The 23973-nt window shown below is 44.5% G+C and carries 18 protein-coding genes and 2 riboswitches; of the genes, 1 reads left to right on the top strand and 17 read right to left on the bottom strand.

The features are described 5' to 3' along the window. Positions 1–481: 481 nt before the first annotated feature. From QMA04_RS11130 to ilvD, 14 genes are all read right to left on the bottom strand, one after another. The gene (locus QMA04_RS11130) at positions 482–1819 is read right to left on the bottom strand and encodes an NCS2 family permease (RefSeq protein WP_191716080.1); all 1338 of its coding nucleotides are present in this window, start codon (positions 1817–1819) and stop codon (positions 482–484) included. Between the two features lie 116 nt (positions 1820–1935). Further along, positions 1936–2037: riboswitch (purine riboswitch) on the bottom strand. 118 nt (positions 2038–2155) lie between these two features. Next, positions 2156–3694 (bottom strand): glutamine-hydrolyzing GMP synthase, encoded by a 1539-nt coding sequence (gene guaA, locus QMA04_RS11125; RefSeq protein ID WP_191716448.1) that lies wholly within the window; start codon positions 3692–3694, stop codon positions 2156–2158. Positions 3695–3819: 125 nt separating this feature from the next. Beyond that, positions 3820–3921: riboswitch (purine riboswitch) on the bottom strand. 32 nt (positions 3922–3953) lie between these two features. After that, complete coding sequence (locus QMA04_RS11120) at positions 3954–6137, bottom strand: DUF4129 domain-containing transglutaminase family protein (protein WP_290185785.1); 2184 nt, start codon at positions 6135–6137, stop codon at positions 3954–3956. Next, positions 6134–7348 (bottom strand): DUF58 domain-containing protein, encoded by a 1215-nt coding sequence (locus tag QMA04_RS11115; protein WP_290185784.1) that lies wholly within the window; start codon positions 7346–7348, stop codon positions 6134–6136. The genes QMA04_RS11120 and QMA04_RS11115 overlap by 4 nt, the downstream gene beginning before the upstream one ends. After that, a complete protein-coding gene (locus QMA04_RS11110) occupies positions 7345–8295 on the bottom strand; it encodes an AAA family ATPase (RefSeq protein WP_191716083.1) in 951 nt (316 codons plus the stop codon). The genes QMA04_RS11115 and QMA04_RS11110 overlap by 4 nt, the downstream gene beginning before the upstream one ends. A gap of 157 nt (positions 8296–8452) precedes the next feature. After that, positions 8453–9283, bottom strand: coding sequence for an ammonia-dependent NAD(+) synthetase (nadE, locus tag QMA04_RS11105; RefSeq protein WP_191716084.1), 831 nt, complete (start codon positions 9281–9283; stop codon positions 8453–8455). A gap of 11 nt (positions 9284–9294) precedes the next feature. Further along, entirely contained in the window at positions 9295–10764 is a 1470-nt protein-coding gene (locus tag QMA04_RS11100; protein ID WP_290185783.1) for a nicotinate phosphoribosyltransferase, read from the bottom strand. 508 nt (positions 10765–11272) lie between these two features. Beyond that, positions 11273–12715 carry an aldehyde dehydrogenase family protein gene (locus QMA04_RS11095; protein ID WP_290185782.1) on the bottom strand — a complete coding sequence of 481 codons (1443 nt, stop codon included), beginning with the start codon at positions 12713–12715 and terminating at the stop codon, positions 11273–11275. Between the two features lie 19 nt (positions 12716–12734). Further along, complete coding sequence (locus QMA04_RS11090) at positions 12735–13490, bottom strand: SDR family NAD(P)-dependent oxidoreductase (RefSeq protein ID WP_290185781.1); 756 nt, start codon at positions 13488–13490, stop codon at positions 12735–12737. 16 nt (positions 13491–13506) lie between these two features. Continuing rightward, positions 13507–14580, bottom strand: coding sequence for a tartrate dehydrogenase (locus QMA04_RS11085; protein ID WP_290185780.1), 1074 nt, complete (start codon positions 14578–14580; stop codon positions 13507–13509). A gap of 18 nt (positions 14581–14598) precedes the next feature. After that, complete coding sequence (locus QMA04_RS11080; RefSeq protein WP_191716089.1) at positions 14599–15867, bottom strand: TRAP transporter large permease; 1269 nt, start codon at positions 15865–15867, stop codon at positions 14599–14601. 2 nt (positions 15868–15869) lie between these two features. Beyond that, positions 15870–16340, bottom strand: coding sequence for a TRAP transporter small permease (locus QMA04_RS11075; RefSeq protein WP_290185779.1), 471 nt, complete (start codon positions 16338–16340; stop codon positions 15870–15872). A 123-nt stretch (positions 16341–16463) separates the two neighbouring features. Next, on the bottom strand, positions 16464–17477 hold the full coding sequence (locus tag QMA04_RS11070; RefSeq protein WP_290185777.1) for a TRAP transporter substrate-binding protein: 1014 nt from the start codon (positions 17475–17477) through the stop codon (positions 16464–16466). 324 nt (positions 17478–17801) lie between these two features. Next, entirely contained in the window at positions 17802–19487 is a 1686-nt protein-coding gene (ilvD, locus tag QMA04_RS11065) for a dihydroxy-acid dehydratase (RefSeq protein ID WP_290185775.1), read from the bottom strand. Positions 19488–19814: 327 nt separating this feature from the next. On the opposite strand from ilvD, the gene QMA04_RS11060 reads away from it, so the two are divergent. After that, on the top strand, positions 19815–20315 hold the full coding sequence (locus tag QMA04_RS11060) for a GNAT family N-acetyltransferase (protein WP_290185773.1): 501 nt from the start codon (positions 19815–19817) through the stop codon (positions 20313–20315). A gap of 54 nt (positions 20316–20369) precedes the next feature. Here QMA04_RS11060 and QMA04_RS11055 read toward each other — a convergent pair whose 3' ends face one another. The 3 genes from QMA04_RS11055 to QMA04_RS11045 form a co-directional block, all read right to left on the bottom strand. After that, on the bottom strand, positions 20370–21035 hold the full coding sequence (locus tag QMA04_RS11055) for a GNAT family N-acetyltransferase (RefSeq protein ID WP_290185771.1): 666 nt from the start codon (positions 21033–21035) through the stop codon (positions 20370–20372). 264 nt (positions 21036–21299) lie between these two features. Next, complete coding sequence (locus QMA04_RS11050) at positions 21300–22538, bottom strand: helix-turn-helix domain-containing protein (RefSeq protein ID WP_290185768.1); 1239 nt, start codon at positions 22536–22538, stop codon at positions 21300–21302. Positions 22539–22634: 96 nt separating this feature from the next. Then, positions 22635–23894 (bottom strand): S8 family peptidase, encoded by a 1260-nt coding sequence (locus QMA04_RS11045; RefSeq protein ID WP_290185766.1) that lies wholly within the window; start codon positions 23892–23894, stop codon positions 22635–22637. Between the last annotated feature and the right edge of the window lie 79 nt (positions 23895–23973).

Raw genomic sequence — 23973 nt, 5'->3', positions numbered from 1 at the left:
CTTGAGCTGATCAGTAAGTTTTGCGCGGGCCGCGTTCAACGGCCGTTGCTGTATGTTGACGTTTTGCTGTTCAGTTTTCAAGGTTCAGTTTGTCGCGCTCACTTGCGACTCAATTAATATACCATGCTTGCATTTAAGAGTCAACACTATAAAATAGATTTTCGCACAACTTTATTATAACAGAAAATTCTTAATAAAAAGATTACAAAAACGTTACAAATTTGAAAGGAAATCCACTCTTTACATTCAATCTTCCCCCTAACTTTCAATAGCTTCCCACAGCTGGTCCGCAATTGAAATTCCTTCTATAGAAAGCCCTCTAAAATCTTCAGCTTCTAAGTCTTCAAACCTATTTTCCAATAAACTTTCCTCAATTAAAACCTCAATAGATTTAAAGCTCCTTCTATATAGTAGAAAGCTCAGAAATTCAGTCAACTTAAAAAGAAAAAGCCTGCCGTTAAAACCGGCAGACTTTTTTTGCTTACGCTATGAAAATGAAATAGAGAATGAAAATCACAAACAACCCATACATAATAGGATGAACTTGCTTCCCTTTCCCAGCTACAATCATCGTAATCGGGTAGAAGATAAAACCGATTGCGATCCCTGTGGCAATACTATAACCAAGAGGCATAGCAATCATCGTCAGAAACGCTGGAACGGCAATTTCAAATCTCGTCCAATCTATTTTCCCTAAAGCCGAAACCATCAATACACCTACAATGATTAATGCTGGTGCTGTGACTGCACTTGTGATCACTTCAAGCAGTGGGTAAAAGAAAATCGAAACCAGGAAAAGCAGGCCAGTAACAACAGCGGCGAATCCTGAACGGGCACCAGCCGCAACTCCTGAAGTGGATTCAATATAGGAAGTTGTTGTTGACGTTCCGAAAATTGCTCCACTTACTGTAGCAATTGAATCAGCCATCAGCGCTTTGCCCGCTCTCGGCAGTTTATTGTCTTTCATTAACCCTGCCTGATTGGCTACAGCTACTAATGTGCCAGCTGTATCAAAGAAATCGACGAAGAGGAAAGTCAATACTACTACAAGGAACTGAATGTTCATCAATGAACCGAAGTCGTTGAAAATCGGCTCAAGCGCTACACCAAAAGTCGGCGCCATGCTCGGTACGTTGAAATCTACAATAGCGCTCGGCAAATTGACGACTCCGAAAATCATTCCAACTATTGCTGCAATCAGTATTCCAAAAAAGATTCCGCCTTGAACGCCGCGGACCATAAAAATGACTGTGACCACCAAACCAAAGATCGCCAGCAACGCTGAGCCAGCCGAAAGATCTCCGAGCCCGACCAAGGTATCGGGATTGCCCACAATAATTCCCGCATTCTGAAACCCGATAAATGTAATGTAAAGCCCAATGCCGGCACCTACCGCATATTTCAATTCAGCAGGGATAGCATTGATGATCAATTCGCGAAGACCGGTTAACGTAATGAGAATAAATATAAGACCGGAAAACAGTACGCCTGTCAAAGCTGTTTGCCATGGAATCCCATAAGTCAGAATAACCGTATAAGCAAAGAATGCATTTAAACCCATTCCTGGAGCAAGCGCAATTGGATACTTTGCCAGGATCCCCATAACCAGACAACCAATCGCTGCAGCCAAAGCTGTCGCCATAAAGACAGCGCCGTAATCCATCCGTAAAGCATCATCAAGATCCGGAACTGATTCCAGCGTTAACGTCAACGGGTTGACGACAAGTATATAAGCCATCGCTAAAAATGTTGTTAAACCTCCGATAATTTCGCGGCGGTAATTCGTCCCCAGTTCTTCAAACTGAAAATACTTTTTCATTCTGATTCCTCCGAATGCCTGCGTATAAATTCTACAAAAGAAAAACGCATACAGCAGATTGCCGTATGCGTTCGATTTATCCTTTCACTTGAAAACTGAAAGGCACCCTACTCTTCACTTGAGCGGATTAAAATCGTAGTCGAGTCATTTACGGTAACTCGGTAGAAACTTTCGGGCCATATCCCCGACATTATACGACAAGCTTATTTAATTTCATTTGTAATATATCATGTATAAAATAAATTAACAAGATTAAACACGAACATTTATATAAAATATGCAAATAAAGTTCGTAAAAAAAGGATGCCAGCTTAGTTAGCTGACATCCTTTGTAGTTTATTCCCATTCAATAGTTGCAGGTGGCTTGCTCGTAATGTCATACAGTACACGGTTGATGTGGTCGACTTCGTTGACCAATCGGACACTGATTTTCTCAAGCACTTCCCAAGGGATGCGTGCCCAGTCAGAAGTCATTCCGTCAATTGATGTGACTGCACGGATACCGATAGCGTAATCGTACGTCCGGGCATCGCCCATAACACCTACACTGCGCAGATCCGGCAACACAGTAAAGTATTGCCAAATATCACGATCGAGACCAGCTTTGCTGATTTCATCGCGTAAAATCCAATCGGATTCACGGACAATCTCCAATTTTTCTTCAGTGACAGCCCCCATGATGCGGATGCCTAGGCCAGGACCTGGGAATGGCTGGCGCCAAACAATTTCGTCCGGCATGCCGAGCTCTGTCCCTAGAACACGTACTTCATCTTTGAATAATGTATTCAATGGCTCGATCAATTTAAACTGCATGTCATCAGGCAATCCGCCTACGTTGTGGTGAGATTTGATGGTTTGTGCAGTTGTTGTTCCACTTTCGATGATATCGGTGTACAAAGTTCCTTGTGCAAGGAAATCCATGCCTTCCAACTTCGAAGCTTCGTCATCAAAGACATAGATAAATTCATTGCCGATAATTTTGCGTTTTTTCTCTGGATCCGTAACGCCTTCAAGTTTTTTCATGAAGCGGTCGCGTGCATCGATTTTGATGACGTTCATGTTGAATCCGTCAGCAAAAGTTTTCATAACGCTCTCGGCTTCTCCTTTGCGAAGTAAACCGTGATCCACGAACATGCACGTCAATTGATCACCAATCGCTTTATGAATCAACACAGCCACTACGGATGAATCTACTCCACCACTAAGTGCGCAAAGAACTTTTTTGTCGCCGACTTCTTCACGAATCTTTTCAATTTCCAAATCGATGTAATTTTCCATCGACCAGTCATCAGTCATGCCACAAACGTCGTAGACGAACTTGCGCAGAAGATCGTTTCCATAAATCGAGTGACGCACTTCCGGGTGAAATTGAACACCGTAGAATCCGCGGCTTTCGTCAGCCATTGAAGCGATCGGACAGCCAGCACTTGTTCCAATCACATCAAATCCCGGAGGTGCAGCAGTGACCAAGTCACCGTGGCTCATCCAGACAATCTGCTCTTCCGGAAGGTCTTTGAAAATCTTGCTCTCTTTCGTCAACTTAAGCTCTGCTTTACCGTACTCGCGGTTTTGGGATTTCTCCACATTTCCTTTCAAGTGCAACGCCATCAGCTGCATGCCATAGCAAATCCCCAAAATCGGCAAGCCCATTTCAAAAATCGCTTCATCGATAGAAAAAGCGTTTTTATCGTAAACAGAATTCGGGCCGCCAGAGAAAATGATCCCCGTAGCGTTCATATCTTTGATTTCTTCAGCTGTGACAGTATGTGGATGCAGCTCACTATAAACACCAATTTCACGGATGCGGCGAGTGATCAACTGATTGTATTGACTTCCGAAATCCAAAACGACGATTTTTTTCTGTTCTTTCAACATTGGACTAACTGGCAAAACCTTCACCTCTTCTATTCAATTCAGGTCTCAAAATAGCAAAAGAACGCGAAAATTGGACCTCGCGTTCTTCTGCTCTACATCAAAAAGGCGAATGCACATGTCAAAAAGCATGCGTCATCCACCTTCATAGTCAAGTCATTTCCGGGGACTTGGTAGAGACATCCGATCCATATCACCGGACATATATGAGGGCACCTGTAATCTTTAATTTTCTCAATTGTACAAGCTACATGCTGTAAAATCAACCGCTTGTCCGATTGATTAAATTTTCCCAACTTTCCCTTAACTCAAGCCAGTCAACAGATTCAGCATTGTCTCCATAAACTGCACGTTCATATGCTTCGGTCAGCTCAGTCATTTCCCGTGTCCCAAAAAACGAATCAATGTATGCGGCATAGGATTTCAAGGTTTGGCCCGGATTTCTATGGATGCCATACAAATCCAATTGCTTCAAAAGCCGCAAATACGCTTTTTCAAATTGCCCACTCCCACCGCCGCTTTTCCGGTAATAGGAAACCAGTAGCTTGGGCATCCATTTACGACGAATTTTAAAGAGAACGGATGCAGCAACACTCACTCCAAGCAATCCCCAAATCAATTTCCCGCGATTTTTTGAAATGAAATCTGCAACGCGATCTCCAAATGAAGGACCGGCTGCAACAGCCGTTTCTTCTTCCTCAGCTGTTTGAGGATTATCTTCAAGGGGAAGTTCTTCTGGTTCAGGCTGTACCGGATCTTCCGCATCCAGCTCTAAATCGAAATCGATGGAAGCAGCGCCAGTAAAGCCGATAGTTGGTTCGAACAGCATCCACCCGACCCCAGGCATATAGGCCTCTACCCAAGAATGGGCATTATTGTTCGTCACTTGATACGTATCAATCTCGCCAGTGGTACCGATCAGTTCTCCTTCATTGAAGCCTTTGACCCAACGGGCAGGAATATTCAAAGAACGCAGCATCACTACCATGGAACTGGAAAAATTATCGCAATACCCTCTTTTGGTTTCAAATAGGAACTGATCTACATAATCCTGATCAGCTTCAGGTACAGGAATATCGGATTGACTGTATTCAAATCCGGAGATACTGAAATAACGTTCTACAGCACGTGTTTTATCATAGACAGTTTCTGCCCCTGCCGTAATTTCAGCAGCCAGATCTCTGACGCGTTCCGGCAGTTCATCGGGCAATTGCAGGAAACGGTCGAAATCGCCCGACAGCTCCGCTAAATCTTCATCGCTCGTTTCCCGTAATGCAGTTAAGCTATAACTGGGCTCATTGAAAGCTATTTCATAAACTTCAGGCTCGAATTCCCGTCCATTTTGATAGGTTTCAAATCGTTGATCTGCCGGGCTGTATTGATAATCCGGTGATTCTTCCATGAAAAAAGAAGCAGTCCCATAAGGATAAAGAACAAACGGAAAATCTTGCTCCATCGACAAGATAGCCAAATCCATTTCTTCTTCAGCCGGATCAAAGCCGGTATCAACCGTTTCGTCATTGCCATAGAAGATGGACTCATCTACGTTTTCGGTTAATTCCCATCCTTTTGTCGTGTACACATCTTTCGACTCGACTTTCCAGTACTGCCCTTCTGATACCTCTGCATGAAAAGCCACAGTATCGTCACCAATAAAGGATCCACCGAGACGCGAATCATCGACTCCGTATCCGATACGGCCGACATTGCCACCCATCCCCGCACCTCCTTGTCCGGAGAATGAAGTGAAAAACGGCACAGGATCAGGCCAAATCGGTCCGGCTTTAGGCAGGTACAAGGCTAAAGCCGTCGATACTGCCACCAATAAAACCAGGGGCACGGCAAAGGCGGCCAATTTATCTGTCCGCTCCAGAATGCGGTGCCCTTCCATCCAACGGGCCAAATGCAATAATCCGGCTAAAAGCAGGCCAATCACCATGATGCGGACAATTGCCGCGTCTCCGGAATAAGGGCTGAACGTATCCAGGACTGCTATGAAAATGACCGTCAGCAAGTAAAATAAAAAGATGCTTAATCTGAAACTTACCCAGTAATGAATCAAATAAATAGCCATCCATAATAAAGTGAAAAATAATACCGTACGGAAAACATCCGTTGTCTGTGCCCAATTTTGAGACATCAGAGCAGTAAAATTAACACTGAAATCCGTTCGGAGAAATGAAATGGCTTCGCCGGTAAAGAACAAATCCCCTGTATAGACGTAGACAATGAACCAGAGAATATAGAGAATCTTGATGGGTCCTGAAAACCACCAAGGCGCTCTCAAGAAAGCCATTAATAAACCGACAGCGATGAAAAACAGAAACAATGCTTTATGGCCCGTTTCAGTCAGCACAATGACGGGCGTCAGCCATTCGGCAAGCATCAGAAAAACCAGCACATACAAAACAGCCATGAACAGTTTGTTTTTTCTTATGGAAGTCATTGTCTGCTCACCTCCGTAAACACCGCTGCAAAGTTCTCTGGACTCACACGCCTGACAATAAATCCTTTCGAGCGGGCAAACTGGTGCACGTCTTCATCTTTTTTACTTAAAGGTTCACCTTTATTGGCGATGACCAGACAGGTACAATTGCTGAGGCTTTTCGCATTTTTTCGGATGGCCTGAACCATATCTACCGACAATTCGCTGGTCACGTAGAGCAAACTTGATGTATTCATCCGCTGAAGCTCGCGGCCAATGGCCTGTTCTGCCGGCTTATCCAAGTCATCTTGTACTTTGGCTAAATGATACATGACCCGCTGCAAATGCTCTTCGGTTTGGATAATCGGGAAATAATTTCGAGTGTGTCCGACCGATAGATACGCGACGCTCGAATTGGCGCGGACGATTGACTGCAGGATTGATGCCACAAGCTCCACCTGCGACTCGAATTTTTCTGAATTTCTGCGGTCATCCAGCAAAAATAAGTCCTGCGACTGGCGGTCTTCGAATTCTTTCGTCCGCAAAGTTTGGGTACGCGCGTATGATTTCCAATGAATCCAGGACACTCGGTCCCCTGGCTGATAATCACGGATTCCGCTTGCCATGGTGGTATCTTTTACCAGCGTAAAAGGAGCAGCCGTCGATCCTTGATCATAACGGGATTCCATGGGACGATAAGCGATTTCTACAGTATTTGGATACACTAGCACCGTTTGTTGAATCGGCAAAAGGCGGCTTTTTTTCACCCACCCAAAAAAATCAGCAATTTCCAGATGAACACCCTCCAACACATGCTCACCTCTCGGCATCTGCTCCACAGCATATGTCCAGGAAACCTTTTTCCGAAATCCAGGGACAATCATTTTTTGCTGTTGGCCAGCCAACCTCTTATTCAAGGAAGGCGAATTGGTTTGTTCGCTTACCACTGTATAAAGCAAAGGGAAAGGGTACTTTCGGTAAATCGTGGTAGTGGCGGAAAAATCCCCCCCTTGTCTAACCTGGGCAGTATGTATTTCCCGATTGGCTTCAACGTCCTGCAAAGGATAGAAAGTAAGCAAAATTGAATACACAATAAATGGCAGCGCCATATAAAAAATGAACCAGCTGACAAATCCTCCTTGAAACATGGCAAAAGAAAAAGTAAGGAAAAGAAAGAACACCACAAGAATCAGCCGGCCTGAAAGACCCGTAATTTTTTTCAACCGATTCATTGGCCAACAAGCCTTTGGACAGGCACACGGGTTTTCGCTAAAATACGTTCAGTAATTTCTTCGGCGGTTATTCCATCATAACGGGCTTCCGACCGCAGCATGATGCGATGGCCGAAAACAAACTTCGCCAAATATTGCACATCATCAGGCGTTACGTAATTTCGTCCTTTCAATAAAGCATAGGCTTGGGAAGCTTTCATGAGTGCGATGGATCCACGCGGGCTTACCCCCAAATAAACATAGGAATCTTGACGGGTCTGTCTGGACAAATCAACAATGTAGCTGCGGATGGTTTCGTCCACTTTGATCGTCTTCACCTGTTCCTGCAGTTCCAGCAATTCATTGAGCGAAATGACGGAAGTCAGTTCTTCAATCGGAGCAGCAGACTGCGCGCGGTTCAACACTTCCATTTCTTCTTTAGGCGTAGGATACCCCATCTTGATTTTCAGCAAAAAGCGGTCGAGCTGCGCTTCCGGCAACGGATAGGTCCCTTCATATTCGATAGGGTTTTGTGTGGCCATGACAAAGAATGGTTTAGGAATCTGCATTGTGACACCATCAATGGTCACAGAAGCTTCTTCCATCGCTTCGAGTAGGGAAGATTGTGTTTTCGGGGAGGTTCTGTTGATTTCATCGGCTAAAATGATGTTGCCCATAATTGGACCGGGCCTAAAATGGAATTCCATGTCTTTCGGGTTATAAATGGAGACACCGATTACGTCCGATGGAAGAAGATCGGGTGTGAATTGTATGCGCTTAAAATCTGCTCCTACAGATTTTGCCAATGCACGGACCAACATCGTTTTTCCAACACCGGGAACATCCTCAAGCAGGACATGGCCATGCGACAGCATCGCGACAATGCTGAGTTCAGCAATATTGCGTTTGCCGATGATGACTTTTTCGATATTATCAATTACCTGTTCCAATCGCTCTTTTGCGTTCATCTATGGTTCCCCCAATATAAATCAGAAAATGTTTGAATTGTCACAATCTTATCGTAATCATAACGAATAATGGACAAGAACTCAACTACACGGATTGTTTCATCGGACCTTTTTCCCAAAGAAAAAGCAGGGACTCCCAAAGGATCCCTGCTGTTCTTCACTTTTTCCAAAAATCATCAAATATTGTAATCGGCAAATGACGTTTATGCTGCGTTCTCAAATAATAACCTTCCAATTTTTCCTGAGCATCTGTTGGGATCTTTTTGCCTTCCAAATAATCATCGATCATGTCGTAGGTTAATCCAAGAGCCACTTCATCTGGAATTGCGGGTTTGTCTTCCTCCAGATCCGCAGTCGGGATTTTCGTGTACAGGTGTTCCGGAGAACCGAGTTCCTTCAGCATTGCCCGCCCTTGACGTTTATTTAGACGGACTAACGGCGTCACGTCAGCAGCGCCATCTCCGAATTTCGTGTAAAATCCAGTGATGGCTTCCGCTGCATGATCAGTTCCCAATACAACTGCATTATGCATCGCCGCTACTGAATATTGGGCTTTCATCCGTTCACGCGCTTTTTCGTTGCCTTTAATAAAATCGGTCAATTCAATACCGGCCGCTTCCAACGCGCGGTCACTGGCATCAACAGCTTCTTTGATATTAATGGTGTACACTTTCGTCGGCTGAATAAATTCCAGCGCATCTTTCGCATCGTGTTCATCGAATTGGACGCCGTACGGCAATCGCACTGCGTAAAATCCGTACGTATTATCTCCTGTTTCTTCATTCAACTGATCGACAGCCATCTGAGCCATCTTTCCAACTAATGTAGAATCTTGTCCACCAGAAATCCCCAATACATATCCTTTTAAAAACGAATGGTGCTTCAGGTATTCTTTCAAAAATGAAACGGTACGCTCGATTTCTTCTTTTGCTTGAATGGAAGGCTGAACTTTCAGCTCTTCAATGATTTGCTGCTGTAAAGTAGACATTTGACTCCTCCTCAGTCTCCGATATAGTCATGAACCGCCTGCCGAACCTCTTGAATGTTCTTCATCTTATTGTCCCAACATTTCTGGCTGAGATCTACTGGATATTCCTCAGGGTTCAATGAGCGCTTGTATTCATCCCATAACAGTTCCATGTTTTGAATCCCGTAGAGCTGCATTTCCTTAAGGCTTGGATTGTCATAGATAACTTCACCATTTTCAATGACTTTCTGATGAATGTTGACTGCATCGAAATTCGTTACAAATTTCGAGACAAATGTATGGACTGGATGGAACATTTTCAAGCGCTCCTCAGAAGCAGGATCTTCATCTTGCATGGCAATGTAATCACCTTCTGATTTCCCATTTTCCCTATCTATGATTCGGTAAACGTTTTTCAATCCGGGTGTAGTAACTTTTTCTGCAGTTCCCGAAATTTTAATGGTATCTTCCATTTCGCCGTTTTCATTTTCAATAGCCACAAGTTTATAAACAGCGCCCAGAGCCGGCTGGTCATAAGCAGTGATCAGCTTTGTCCCAATTCCCCATGCATCAACACGTGCGCCTTGCGCTTTCAAGTTCAGTATTGTGTATTCATCCAAATCATTGGATACTACGACTTCAGCGTCAGGGAAACCGGCCGCATCCAACATTTTTCTTGCCTCTTTAGATAAGAAAGCAATATCTCCACTGTCCAGGCGAATTCCCTGGAAGTTGATCTGGTCGCCAAGTTCCTGTGCCACTTTTATGGCAATGGGCAGGCCTGATTTCAAGGTATCGTATGTATCGACTAAAAAGACGCAGTTTTTATGTCGCTTTGCGTATGCATGGAATGCTTCGTATTCATCTTTGTAAGCCTGCACCATTGAATGGGCATGCGTTCCTGCTACCGGAATTCCGAATTTTTTCCCTGCACGTACATTACTGGTCGCTTCAAGACCGCCAATGTAAGCTGCACGCGTTCCCCAAATAGCCGCGTCCATTTCCTGTGCGCGTCTTGTTCCAAATTCCATTACCTTTTCTTTTTTCACAATTTGCTTGATGCGACTCGCTTTCGTCGCAATCAAAGTTTGGTAATTGACGATGTTTAATAAGGCCGTTTCGATCAACTGCGCTTCGACAAGCGGAGCTTCCACACGAATCAACGCTTCGTTTTGGAAAACCAATTCACCTTCAACAACCGAATAAACAGTACCCGTAAATCGAATGGTACGTAAATACGCAATAAAATCTTCTTTATAGCCCAGCTCTTCGTGTAAATATTTCAAATCACTTTCTGTAAACTTGAAGTTCTTTAAATAATCCAGCACACGTTCCAACCCAGCAAAAAGTGCATAGCCATTGCCAAACGGCAATTTGCGGAAAAACAATTCAAATACCGCTTTCCGATTGTGCATGCCATCTGCCCAATAAGCTTCCGACATATTGATTTGATATAAATCTGTATGTAGCGCCAAACTGTCATCCGTATAATGCTTATCCATAAGAATCTCCTTCTTCCGCATCCGTAATGCCTACAATTATACACCAATACTGGTGTGACAATAAATAAAAGCTATTTGCCTGCTTTTTAATTGGTTTGAGGGCATATGACCAAAAGGCAATCGATTTCGTGTTATACAGTTTTGGTAAGCATCCTGCAGACTAACTCTTTGACACCCATGAATAAATGTGAGATACTGAACTAGTTAACACAAAGGTAACTGGTAAATTTTGATAATCTGGCATTCTACTATAGAAGTTTTTGAGAATACTTATTCACACTGGCGCGATTTAAGGATCGCAAGGACGTAAAAGAAGGTAGGGTTTACGTTGCTTAAGTTAGAAAGCAACCAGTGGAACAATGACCGCGGTACTGGAAGTAACACTTTCAATGGAAATGATTCCCCGATAACACGGGTTGAAAAATTGAGTCAAAATAAATTATAGTTACCTTAAACAAACAAAGGGATGTCCTCTACACAGAGGGCATCCCTTTTCCAATTCCATGCGTTAGTACTTCAGCGCTACATTTTTCAAGATGGTGTAATTGCGCAAAGCTTCGAGCCCTTTTTCACGGCCAAATCCACTTTTCTTATAGCCGCCAAATGGCATTTGAACCCCGCCGCCTGCACCGTAATTATTGATGAACACCTGGCCTGCACGAATTTTGCTGGCTATACGATGGGCCCGCGCTCCATCTTTTGTCCAAATTCCTGTTACCAATCCATAGTCTGTGCCATTAGCCAGATCAATCGCCTGCTGCTCTGTATCAAATGAAAAGGCAGCAACCACCGGCGCAAAAATCTCTTCCTGCGCGACATAGCTTTTCGGAGCCAGGCCATCGATGACGGTCGGCTGGAAAAAGTAGCCGTTTTCAAGGCCGGCAGTTTCCTGCCGCTGTCCTCCTGTTAGGAAAGTTGCCCCTTCTTTATTGGCGACATCCATGAACTCCAGAATTCGGTTGAATTGTTTTTCATTTAAAATCGGGCCCAAGTCAGGGTCATCTACTCCTTTTCCGATTTGGATCGCCTGCATTTTTGCTACAACTTTTTTCAGGAATTCATCCTTAATCGATTGCTGCACCAGAAGACGTGAGCCCGCTGAACAGGTTTGTCCCGCATTTTGAATGATGGACCGCACAACCCAATCCACCGCTTCTTCCTGATCACAATCTTCGAAGATGAGGTTCGGTGATTTCCCGCCCAACTCCAACGTCACCGGCTTTACATTTTTAGCCGCACCCATCATGACGGCCGATCCTGTTTGGACAGAACCCGTGAAGGTAATGTGGTCAACATCCGGATGTTCGGAAATTGCCGACCCTGCTTCAAAACCATAACCTGTCACCAAATTGAATACGCCTTTCGGCAGAGCAGTTTTATCAAAGATCTCCGCCAGTTTAATGGCAGTCAACGGGGTATCTTCCGCTGGTTTGGCAACAACGGTATTGCCGGTTGCAATCGCAGCCGCCGTTGAGCGGGAAATGATCTGCAGCGGATAATTCCAAGGAATGATATGGGCAGTAACGCCAATCGGCTCCCGCAAGGTATAATCCAGAATCCCCGGTTGAACTGGTATGGTTTCCCCGAAAATTTTATCCGCCATTCCTGCATAGTACTCGAAATACAGCGCCGATGCCTCTACATCTTTACGCGCCTGCGTTAATGGTTTTCCGGTATCCAAGGTCTCCAGCAAAGCGATTTCTTCCGCATCTCTCCTCAATGCGTCAGCCACTTTATGCAGAATCCTCCCTCTTTCAATCGGTGGAAAGGATTGCCATTCCTCTGATTCAAACCGGTTGCGTGCCGCTTGGACCGCTGCGTCCACGTCCTGTTTTTTGCCTCTTGGAATTTGCGCCAGCACTTCGCCGGTACCCGGATTTATTGTTTCAAAATATTCCTCTTCGGCACTGTCCAGCCACTGGCCATTGATATACATCTGTTGTTTTTTCACGTTTTTCACCTCTTTCCAATTAAATTCCGCGTCCTCCATCAACGTTCACTACGCTGCCCGTCATCATTTTCGCCAAATCAGAACTTAAGTATAGAACACAATTGGCAATAGCCTCAGGTGTAATCAATTCACCGAGGGGCACACTTTTACGGAAAATATTTTCTTTTGCTTCGCCTTCATTGCCGCCGGCTGTGGTGAATTCACCCAGCATTTTAGTATCGGCTGGCCCTGGATTGATGGCATTGACCCGTATGTTATACGGAGCCAATTCAATCGCCAGCGCTTTCGTCAAAGAAATCGTTGCTCCCTTAGAAGCTACATATGCATTCAATCCTGGTCTTGGCCGATCCACGGACACCGATGCGATGTTGATGATGGATCCGTTTTTTTGCTGTTTCATATAAGGTACAACCGCTCGGGAAGTTAAAAAGACCGCTGTCGAATTGATGGACATGATACGCTCCCAGTCTTTCAATGAAACTTTTTCGATATCTGTTGCCGCTTGGGCAATGCCGGCGACATTGGCCAATACGTCAATCTGACCGAAAGTTTCCGCTGTTTTTTTTATAGCCGATTCGACACTTTCCTCGTCTGCCAAATTTCCTTGTATAACCAGCAATTGTTCAGGATATCGAGATTCCAGTTCGGCTAGGCCGGCAGTTTGAATATCGATTCCCGCCACTTTTGCGCCTTGTTCAAGAAATTGTTCGACAACCACTTTTCCCATTCCGCCTCCTGCGCCTGTTACAATCGCCACTTTCTCATTTACATTCATTTGATATCCTCCGCTTCTATTTAACAATCAGCTGTTGAACCTTTTCCGCGATCGCCGAGCCAAGCTCCTGCGTCGTTGAAGTTCCGCCTAAGTCCGGCGTCAGTACCCGGCCTTCTTGCAATACTTGTTCAATGGCATCGACAATTGCCGTGGATAGATCCGGCCGTCCCAGATGATCCAGCATTAGAGCGGCTGACCAAATTTGTGCAATCGGATTAGCGATTCCTTTTCCAGCAATATCCGGTGCTGATCCATGAATCGCTTCAAACATGGAAGGAAATGTCCGGTCCGGATTGATGTTGCCTGACGGCGAAACACCTAAGCCCCCTACTAAAGCAGCTCCAAGATCCGTCAATATGTCTCCGAATAGATTCGACGCCACCACTACCTCAAACGATTCCGGACGCATCACGAAATAAGCTGCCAGCGCATCGATAAAATTGCTTTCGAGTTCAATCTCGCCATAGTCTTCTGCTACTTCCTTCACGACTTCATCCCATAACTTCATCGAATGGATAATGGCATTGGATTTCGTGGCGCTTGTCACTTTTGATTTATTGTTTTTTCTGGCATATTCAAAGGCATATTTAGCGATGCGTTCTACACCTTGCTTCGTAATGACAGTGTTTTGAATGGCCATTTCTTGGGACTGCTGTTGATAAAGCCGTCCCCCGATATTTGAATACTCTCCTTCCGCATTTTCACGAAATACCATAAAATCAATGGGCTGTTCATTTTTCAAAGGAGATTCAATACCCGCCAAGCGTCTGATGGGGCGCATATTGACATATTGCTGAAAGTTTTTCCGAATGGGCATAATCAATTCCCAAATGGTGATTTCATCCGGCACCCGCTTATCTCCCACTGCTCCAAATAAAATGGCATCAAAACTTTTCAATTGATCCAACCCATCTTCCGGCATTATCCGACCGTGTTCCAAATAATACTCACTGCCCCATTCGAATGGCCGAAATTCGATTTTAAAATCAGGATCCTGCTGTTTCAGCGCTTCCAGCACTTTGATAGCTTCGGCAGTTACATCCGGTCCGATTCCATCCCCCGGAAGAACCGCTATTTTATACGTTGTCATAAACTCTCCCCCAATTAGTTAATCTCCAAGAAGGAATAAGCTGATCCCTGGAATAAACGAAATTATAATGACATCTACAATCATGATCAGAATAAACGGAACAATCGCTTTCAAGAGACTTTCGAATTTTGTTCCTGCGATATTGGCTGCAACAAATAAATTGACGCCTACTGGCGGTGTAATGAATCCAATTCCAAGGTTGACAATCATAATGATTCCGAAATGGACCAAGTCAATGCCCAGGGCACTGGCGATCGGCACGAGAATCGGCGTTAAAATGATGATGGCAGCTGAAGTTTCAAGGAAAACGCCGCAGATCAGCAATAACAAGTTAATGATCAATAAAGCGATGATCCAATTCTCGGTAACCCCGAGCATCAGCTCGGTCAATTCAGCTGGAATCCGTTGCCGCGTCAAGTAATAGCCGAATACGGAAGCTCCCGCAATGATGAACATAATGACCGCTGTCACCACGACGGAGGAAGAAAATATATGGATAAGGTCTTTAAATTTGATTTCCCGGTAGATAAAGATCCCGACAATCAATCCGTAGACAACTGCCACAACGGCTGCTTCCGTCGGAGTGAAGATCCCCCCATAAATCCCGCCTAATATGATGACCGGCATCATCAAGGCCAAGAAAGCATCGAAAAACGCTTTAAAGAAATCTTTGAAGCCGAATTTTTCGCCTCCGCCATACCCTTCTTTCAAAGAGATCAAATAAACCAACAGAATGAGCGACACCATAACGAACAGTCCAGGAACAATTCCAGCGATAAATAAGTCACTCACCGAAACACCGGCTGCTACTCCATAAAGGACGAGCGGCACACTCGGCGGAATCATAATGCCGATAGTTCCCCCTGCAGCTTGGATTGCTGTTGCAAAACTTTTGTCGTAGCCTTTATTGACCATTGCCGGAATCATCAATGCTCCGACTGCTGCTGTAGTGGCAGCAGCCGAACCTGAAATAGCCGCAAAAAACGCACAAGCGACAATTGAGACAATGCCTAGTCCCCCTTTGACACGGCCGAAAATAACATTGGCCAAATGAATCAAACGCTGGGAGATCCCTCCGCTTTCCATCAATTTCCCTGCCAAAATAAAGAAGGGAATAGCCATCAAAGGGAATGAATCTACAGAGTTGAACATCCGTTGAATGATCACAATCAACGATACATTGCCATCGAGAAAGAAGACAAGAGTAGAAGCAAGCCCAAGAGCTACTGCAATTGGAACATTTATTAAAAATAACACCATCAATAAGATAAACAGTACCAATGCCATCTTCAGACACCCCCGCTTTTAAAGTCTTTTGAAAACTGCGAGGCCATATTGATAATTAAAATCGCACCACTCACTGGAATGACCATATAAATCATCCCCATAGGAATTCGTAACACCGGCGATAATTGTGACATCCCTTGCATCGCCAAGTCATAGCCTTCTATTACCATCAACAGGAAAAAAAGCAGACTGGCAAATGTCGCGATGATGTAGAGTGCTTTGCGGATAGAGAGGCTAAATAAATTCACAAAAAATTCCATCCCGATGTGCGCCTTTGAAGACATTGCATAAGCTGCTCCTAAAAAAGTCAGCCAAATCAAGCTGTAACGTGCCAATTCTTCAGTCCAGGCAAGCGGTGAATCAAGTGCAAAGCGGAAAATCACCTGCAGAAAAACCACAACGACCAACAAAGCCATCAAAAGGTTCAATATGTGCTTAATGCCCCAGTTCATGTAATCGACTAATTTATTCATCGCCTTTCCCCCGATAGAAAAAAGAGAGAATGGATTCTCTCTTTTTCAGATTTCCTTATATCCCCTTGCTTTAACGAACAATAAAGATAAAGAAAACTTCTGTTAAAAGTTTTCCTCGTTCAGTTATTGGGCTTCCAGAATTTCATTGAGCAGATCCTGGTGCTCGATGGTTTCATAAACCGGTTGAACCGCTTCCTGGAAAGGTGCAGTGTCGATGTCTTCGATGATTTCCACGCCGTTATCTTTCAAGTTCTGAATGGATTCCTTCTCCATTTCGACAATCAAATCACGTTCTTTCGCTCCTGCTTTTTGCCCCTCTTCGACAACGATGTCACGCAAATCTTCAGGCAGTTCGTCGTATGTTTGCTGGCTCATCATATAGATGGCAACGGAATAAACATGTCCTGTTAAACTCATATATTTCTGATTGGCATCGTAAAGACTGAACTGATCTGCGACAATTGCCGGATTTTCCTGTGCATCAACAACCCCTTGTTGCAAAGCTGTAATCGCTTCAGTCCAAGCCATCGGTGTCGGTTGCGCACCTAATGCTTCAAAAGCAGCTAGATGGATCTCATTTTCTTGTGTTCTAATCTTCAGGCCTTTCAAATCTTCAGGAGTTTCAACTGGACGTACTGCATTGGTGATGTGGCGATAGCCATTTTCTCCCCATGATAAGCCGATAATGCCGTTTTCCTCCATTTTGGCGAATAACTCGTCTCCAATGTCGCCTTCGAGAACCTCTACTGCGGATTCACGATCTTGAAAAAGGAATGGCACATCCAATACGCCCAACTCCGGCACAAAGTTAGTGACTGGTGCGGTTGAAGAGACCACCAAATCGACTGTCCCCAGTCCCATTCCTTCAGTCAACTCACGTTCCGCACCAATCTCACTGTTCGCAAACACTTCAATTGTCACTTGGCCATCTGTACGTTCTTCTACCGCTTCAGCCATCTCTAAAAAGCCGATATGGTAAGGGTGGTCATCTGGCAGCGAATGTCCAGCTTGAAGGACATAGGTTTCTCCTGAGCTTCCTTCTTCTGAAGATGAACTGCTATCGGAACCTCCACATGCCGTTAATGCTAAAACACTGGCCATCATCACCGAAATAAATCCGAACTTCTTCTTTGCCATACTTTTGCTTCCCCCTTTTTTATCGCGCTTTACCGATGAATTGAATGCTCTTATGGAAGTTGGGCATCCATTCCTCGTGAAAGTCCATATGGTGCGTTACATTTCTGCGGAATATAAACCCCTGCAGAATAGAGCTTTTTAATTTAACTGGTAATCAGCAATTTCATAATCCTGCTGACTTCTTCAGTTTCCAGCAGAAATATCATTAGATTAAGCAAGATAGGCCTATGATAAGAGCACAGCTCCAAAACAATATTTTATTCAATATTTCGTCTATTTAGATCAGAATAACTCAGCGGGAATGTGAACTCCCACCGAGTAAACTTATCGATTCAAATAATCTGTAACTGCTCCTTTTGAAGAACATGACACGTTATGTGCATATTTTCCAAGAACGCCTTTTTTATGAAGCGGTGGCGCTACCCATTGTTTACGTCGCTCTTCCAGTTCTGCTTCGGAAACATCCATGGAAATTTCCTGCAACTCCGAATCGATTGTCACCAGATCGCCTTCCTGTAAAAAGGCGATCGGCCCGCCAACTTGTGCCTCAGGTGCAATATGTCCAACGACAAGGCCATGGGTTCCCCCTGAAAAACGCCCATCAGTCAGCAAAGCGACGGATGCGCCCATGCCTTTACCAACCAGAATTGCAGATACCGATAGCATTTCCGGCATTCCCGGACCACCTTTTGGTCCTACATAGCGGATGACCAATACGTCTCCATCGTTGATTTCATTGGCCATAACGGCTGCCGTTGCTTCTTTTTCGTTATTATAAACGCGAGCAGGACCTGTGTGGCGTTTCACTTTTACGCCGGACACTTTCGCTACTGCGCCGTTCGGCGAAAGATTTCCTTTCAGGACGATCAGTGGACCATCTTTACGTTTCGGATTATCGAAAGGCATGATGACTTTTTGCCCTTCCTGCAATCCAGGCGACTCCTGCAGATTTTCAGCCACTGTTTTGCCTGTGACCGTCATGCAATCCCCATGAATATAGCCTGCTTCAAGCAGCATTTTCATGACTGCCTGAACTCCGCCGACCTCGTGCAAGTCCTGCATGACGTATTTGCCGCTCGGCTTCAAATCGGCCAAATGCGGAACCGTCTTCTGCAGGCGGTTGAAATCGTCGATTGTCAAATCAACTTCCGCAGCATGCGCAATAGCCAGTAAGTGCAAGATAGCATTTGTTGAACCGCCAAGCGCCATAACAACGGTGATGGCGTTCTCGAACGCTTCTTTCGTCATAATGTCTTTCGGATAAACTCCCAGTTCAAGCAAGTTATGTACTGCTGCTCCAGCTTTTTCACAATCTGCCAGCTTTTCAGCAGATACTGCCGGATTCGAAGCGCTCCCTGGCAAACTCATGCCCATCGCTTCAGCCGCAGATGCCATAGTATTTGCAGTATACATGCCGCCGCATGATCCTGCTCCTGGACAAGCACCGCATTCAATATTGCGAAGCGTGTCATCGTTGATGTCTCCATTATTATGCTGGCCGACACCCTCAAATACCGAAACAATGTCGATATCCTGCCCATTGTGGCGTCCAGGCGCAATCGTACCACCGTACACAAAAACAGCTGGAACCTCTGAATTGGCAATGGCGATCAAGCAACCCGGAATGTTCTTATCACATCCGCCGATGGCCACTAAACCATCCAAACTTTCCGCCCCTACTACAGTTTCAATCGAATCGGCAATCACATCGCGGCTTGAAAGAGAATATTTCATGCCTTCGGTTCCCATGGAAATTCCGTCAGACACTGTAATCGTATTAAATATGAATGGGACACCCCCAGCTTCTCTAGCACCTTTTTTTGCACTGATCGCCAAGTCGTCAATATGTATATTACACGGTGTCACTTCGCTCCATGTGCTCGCGACACCAATCATCGGTTTCTTGAAATCTTCATCTGTTACACCCACTGAACGAAGCATGGCACGGTTCGGTGCTTTCATTGCCCCTTCACTAAAAACCTTACTGTTGATGCGCAAATCTTTTTTCATAATTATCCTATCCTTTCTTTTCTATTTATTATAGAGCACATTTGTCAGAATTCAACGAATAAAAAAATAATAATTTCATTATTTTTATAATCGTCAAATAACTTACACATGTATGCGGTTTCATCAATAGCTTCTAAATTTCTTTCTTGCTGTATGCAATATATTTCTTTATAATTACCTTGTCTACAATAACTTTATGAAAGCAATATAGTTTCATTCACTGCCTGAAGCATTAGTGAATCCGCGTTTTTATGAACACACTTGGAATCACGTTATTCCCCGAACAATTTAAAAGAATCAGAAGTGCAAGCTAAAGGAGATGATCATGTGTTGATCCGACAAGCTAAAAGCAGTGAATTTTTTTTATTGAAAGAACAACGATTGTCTTACTATCAGCCATATAAAGAAGTCCTTACACTAGAACATTGGGAAATGCTGAAAGCCAATTTAGCTTCCACCAACGACCAGGATCCTGGTGTTGAAGTATTCGTCGCAGAAATTGATGGCCACATTGCTGGCAGTGTGGCCCTGTTTCCAGCTGAGTCCATTGCATATGGATGGGATACCCAAAAGATTGAATATCCTGAAATCCGCATGTTGGCTGTCAGTGCAGAATTCCGTTCCCGAGGCGTCGGCAAAACTTTAGTCGAGCATTGCATCGATATTTCTAAAATTCGCCGGCAAAAGTTCGTGGGTCTCCATACCGGCAGTTTTATGGAAAACGCCATTGCACTTTATGAAAAAATGGGATTCCAGCGTGTACCTCAACTTGACTTTGCTCCTCTTGATGACGGCATTGTCGTTCAAGCGTTTCGTTATAATCTATAGCTATAAAAAAACAAGCCATAATTTCTATGGCTTGTTTTTTATAGCTACCCAGTTTTACTGGCGAAATGGATTTTTCCACTCCATCAGCAATGCGTAATCGGCAGATTCTTTGTCTTCTACATAATTGGACACCACTGCTACCGGCGTTCTCCCACAACGCAGAAGAAACGAAATCACGGGATCTTTCAGCTTTCCGCCGATGACTTGTTCTGCGTACTGTTCGGCTGTAAACCGGTCAGAATAATTATGGTATCCGGGCATTCTGCCCCCGCCAAGCAGACGTTCCAGCCCATCGTGCACCACTCGCTCATACATCGCCTGCATCAGAAGCTGCCCCAATTTCAACGACCGGTATTTCGGATGAACACAGATATCAACGATATACAATGTCGCACCATCCGCCTTATGGTTTTGTATATAGCCGTTGTCCGTCGCCTCTTGCCATGTGTGCTCCGGATAAGCAGGATCAAAATCCGTCAACAATGCCGTCATCGAACCCACTACTTCTCCTTCAACTTCAATGCACAGTGCTCCTTCGGGATACAGAGCTACATGACTCGCTAATTGTTGTTCATTCCACCAGAGATCTGAAGAGAATGGGGGCGGAAAACTTTCCTTTTGAACGGCAATCAAATCCGGAAAATCAGCCTTTCCATAATTACGAATCTCTGCCTTCACCGGCTTTTCATTGTCAAAGACATATTGCTTCTTGCTATACACATGCCTCTCCCCTTTCTTACCTCCATCATACGATATCGCTGGTTACAGAAACCACCATGCTTCCTGGCAGCGGGAGCTTTCCCATGAAAATAGCTACAGGCAAACTCAGTTAGAATGAGTTTGCCTGTAGCCTGAAAAATGCTCAAAGTTGAGCTGCTATTTATTGAATCGATTAAATTGGCGGCAGGATATTTGGACCGCCGATGACCATCACACCCAATAAACCAGTGGACAGGGCTGATAGCAGAAACAGTTTTGTTCTCATCATTTCAATTCACCGCCATTCTCTTCCCGATAAGATTGGTAAAAATAAGCTTTTTCCCAATCCTCTTGCTTTTGGTAATAAGCTGCTAATTCAGCTGCAATAGTTTTGGTTTCCTTTATATAACCATGTTTTCTGAAAAATGGAAACATTTTTTCCTCAGAATAGGTCAAAAGATCTGGTTGGGAAAAATTTCTTTTATCAAAGTAATTGGCATAAATATGAAAGTATTTATCCTCTAATGGATTGCTGATCGCTTTCAGTTCCTCGATCAGCAAGGCGGCATTCTGACCTGTTTCAACCATCGCTTCCAACAGGCTCAACAATACGGCTTTGTAGAAATAGCTGTCAGGAGTGATTTTGTCTTTTAATGCATGCAGAATTTCCAGCGCTTCCCCATGCTCACCTTTAGTTTTCAACAGTTCGGTGTAGTTGTAGAGTGTTTGATTGTGCAATTCCAATTGCTTAGTCAAATGAGTATTGCGGATCAGCACTTCGTAAATGCTTTCTGCCTGTACCAGCAAGTTTCTCCGGGTATAATTGATGGCCAACAGCATTTGCGCATGCAGGAGCCGGATGTAATTATGGTGAAGCTGGAAAAATCGTACCGCCAGTTCTGCGTAATGCGCAGACAACTCATAGCGGTCAGCCAGCACCAGCATGCGTGCCTTCTGATAATAAAATTCTCCTTCAAACTTTTGAGGAATGCTTTGGATCCCCGAATCCAGGTTGTTTAGGAATTCGAGCGAACGGCTGTTGTCTCCCAACATCGAGAAGTACAGCGATTGAAAAAACTGATGTACCCAAAGCTCTGCTGCCAAGAAAGAGGCTTTCATGCGCTCCAGCAGCTTTTTTTGCCGCTCTGCCTTGACTCTGTCATTGTCATAAATATAAAAACGGAATTTATACAATTCGTACTGGTTCACCAACCCGGTGGATTGTATATAATCATTTTCCACTTCAAGCTGCTGGTACAAATTGCGCATGGTTTCAAGATCGTAATGAAGAGAGCAGTCAACAAATCTCCCGAGCAGTTTTTCCAGCCGCTTATGCTTTTCCAGTTCTTTGTTCAATTGGACGCCCATTTTCAACAACAATGCCTTGATAGTGGATTCGTGCGGCAAATAAGCATTGGATTCGATTTTGCTCAAATGAGAAATCGAACAGATGCCATCTGCCAATTGAGATTGCGTTAAATTGTTTTTCGAGCGGTAATATTTGATAATCGAGCCGACGTTCATAATTTCACCCTTTTTTACAGATTAAAAGAAATATACCATAAAAAAACAATCCCTACATTTTTGAAGGGATTGTTTGGCATTTAAAGTTGTAACTGCTTATTGTACACGTGAGAAACCAAAGCCTGATGCATAATCATCGCCAACGCCAGCACCTGATCCAGAAAGGATGTCATATGCTTTTGCACGATTTTGCAGGTTTGTACGAATTTGGACGTTTGAAGAATTTGGAGTTGTTGCCCAAATTTTTGCTGCAAGGCCTGCTGCATGCGGCGAAGCCATTGAAGTTCCGCTGATTGTTGCATAGCCGCCTGTATACCAAGCAGAGTATACCGCTGCTCCAGGAGCTGAGACTTCAACATCGTATTTGCCGATGGAGTAATCGCCATCTGTAGAGCTATAGCCGCGTGAAGAGAAATCCGCTACACGGTATGTGCCGTTCTGGATAACGTTCTCAAGTGCCGCAACTGCTACGGCATTCGGCAATGCGCCCGGGAAGCCGATTGACCCTTGTGCAGGACCTGAGTTACCGGCTGCTGCAATGATCAATACCCCTTTGTTATATGCATAGTTGACTGCGTTTGAAATCAAGCTGCTTTCCGCAGAAGATCCTAAAGACATATTGATGACTACTTTTGTTTTTAAAGCAGTGGCCTGGTCTGCAACGTGGCGAATCGCTGCAGCGATATCATCGGAAGAACCTGACCCATCGTCGCCTAATACCTTATAAGCCCAAAGATCGGATTGAGGAGCAACTCCATATAATCCTCCATTGCCATTCGCAAGAGCCGAACCGGCTACGTGTGTACCATGCCCCTGACGATCGGTACAGGTGCCGTTTGTGATGCTCGCGCTGAGAGTAAAGTCTTTACATTGTTCAACATTGCCCGACAGATCAGGATGGTTGACGTTAACTCCCGTATCCAGAACGGCGATATTGATGCCCGCACCACCTGATGTCTTGGCCAGGCTTGAGTTGTTGTAGATTGCTTTGATGCCCCATGGTGTTGCTTGAGAAGCAGCCATTGTTGAATATTTAGCAAGCGGTTCAGAAGATGTCGCTTCAATGCTGTATTCAGGAACTTTTTCTACTTTTATGTTTTTGTTTTTCTGGAGAGCCTCATATTGCTTTGCGTTCATATTGGTGGTGAATCCTTCACCTTTAAAATCCCATTGGACCCCGTATTGGTTTTTAGCATTTTTCAGGTCCTGTTGATTCGCCGAATCGACGAGTACACGGAATTTCTCATTGCCGTTCGCTTTTTCAGTGGATTCCCCGTTGGCGCTGACGCCCATTGCCGGTATTAGCAAAGTAGCTGCCAACATTGCCGTCGTAATGAATTTTGCTGATTTCTTCATCGTTCAATCCCCTTTTCCAATATGGTATATGGCTGTTAGGATCCAGGAGCGGCGTCCCGCACCTTAACGTAATCCCGGT

This window comes from Planococcus sp. APC 3900 (assembly GCF_030407735.1).
Taxonomy (GTDB): domain Bacteria; phylum Bacillota; class Bacilli; order Bacillales_A; family Planococcaceae; genus Planococcus; species Planococcus notacanthi.
This window is presented reverse-complemented; position numbering and strand designations above follow the sequence as displayed.